Origin of the sequence: Pseudomonas sp. NPDC087615, assembly GCF_044743445.1 — a bacterium.
GTDB lineage: Bacteria > Pseudomonadota > Gammaproteobacteria > Pseudomonadales > Pseudomonadaceae > Aquipseudomonas > Aquipseudomonas baetica_A.
Genome location: NZ_JBIUWM010000142.1, coordinates 1 through 1,591 on the forward strand (window position 1 = coordinate 1; position 1,591 = coordinate 1,591).

A 1,591-nucleotide genomic window follows, 5' to 3' on the forward strand; every position below is an offset into this window, starting at 1 on the left:
ACATTCTGTCGCCAGACAACTGTGAGCCAATCATCGTTCCGTCGCAGGACGTTGTATTGGGTCTGTACTACATGACTCGTGAAGCGATCAACGCCAAAGGCGAAGGTCGTGTATTTGCGGATCTGCAGGAAGTTGACCGTGTGTTCCGTGCCGGCGAAGCCGCACTGCACGCCAAGGTTAAAGTACGTATCAACGAAACCGTCAACGATCGTGACGGCAACAGCGTGAGCGGCACCCGTATCGTCGACACTACCGTCGGTCGTGCGCTGCTGTTCCAGGTTGTGCCGAAAGGTCTGTCGTACGACGTCGTCAACTTGCCGATGAAGAAAAAGGCGATCTCCAAGCTGATCAACCAGTGCTACCGCGTGGTTGGTTTGAAAGAGACCGTAATTTTCGCTGACCAGTTGATGTACACCGGTTTCGCTTACTCGACCATTTCCGGCGTTTCCATCGGTGTTAACGACTTCGTTATCCCGGATGAAAAAGCCCGCATCATCGGTGCTGCCACCGACGAAGTGAAAGAGATTGAGAGCCAGTACGCCTCCGGCCTGGTTACCCAGGGCGAGAAGTACAACAAAGTGATCGACCTTTGGTCGAAAGCGAACGACGAAGTCTCCAAGGCGATGATGGCCAACCTCTCGAAAGAGAAAGTCATCGACCGTCATGGTGTTGAAGTCGATCAAGAGTCTTTCAACTCGATGTACATGATGGCCGACTCGGGTGCGCGGGGTTCCGCAGCACAGATTCGTCAGCTGGCCGGTATGCGTGGTCTGATGGCCAAGCCGGACGGTTCCATCATTGAAACGCCGATTACTGCGAACTTCCGTGAAGGTTTGAGCGTACTTCAGTACTTCATCTCCACTCACGGTGCTCGTAAAGGTCTGGCGGATACCGCGTTGAAAACGGCGAACTCCGGTTACCTGACTCGTCGTCTGGTAGACGTGGCGCAGGATCTGGTTGTAACCGAGATCGATTGCGGCACCGAACACGGTCTGTTGATGACTCCGCACATTGAAGGCGGTGACGTTGTAGAGCCGTTGGGTGAGCGCGTATTGGGTCGTGTTATTGCCCGTGACGTATTCAAGCCAGGTACCGAGGACGTTATCGTTCCTGCCGGCACTCTGGTAGACGAGAAGTGGGTTGAGTTCATCGAGCTGAACAGCATCGACGAAGTGATTGTGCGTTCGCCGATCAGCTGCGAAACCCGCTATGGCATTTGTGCCAAGTGCTACGGCCGTGATCTGGCTCGTGGTCATCAGGTGAATATCGGTGAAGCGGTCGGCGTAATCGCTGCCCAGTCCATCGGTGAGCCGGGTACCCAGCTGACAATGCGTACGTTCCACATCGGTGGTGCGGCAAGCCGTACTTCCGCAGCCGACAGCGTTCAGGTCAAGAATGGCGGTACCGTCCGTCTGCACAACCTGAAGCACGTTGAGCGAGTGGATGGTCACTTGGTTGCTGTATCCCGTTCCGGTGAGCTGGCAATCGCTGATGACTTTGGTCGTGAGCGCGAGCGTTACAAGCTGCCGTACGGTGCTGTGATTTCGGTTAAAGAGGGTGACAAGGTCGAGGGGGGGGGGAGCGGGGGGGT

Annotated in this window: 1 pseudogene; it reads left to right on the forward strand. The window is 55.6% G+C overall.

Annotated features, from left to right (window positions below):
- Positions 1–1,591, forward strand: a pseudogene (locus ACIOU6_RS27975) (DNA-directed RNA polymerase subunit beta'); the annotation flags it as partial.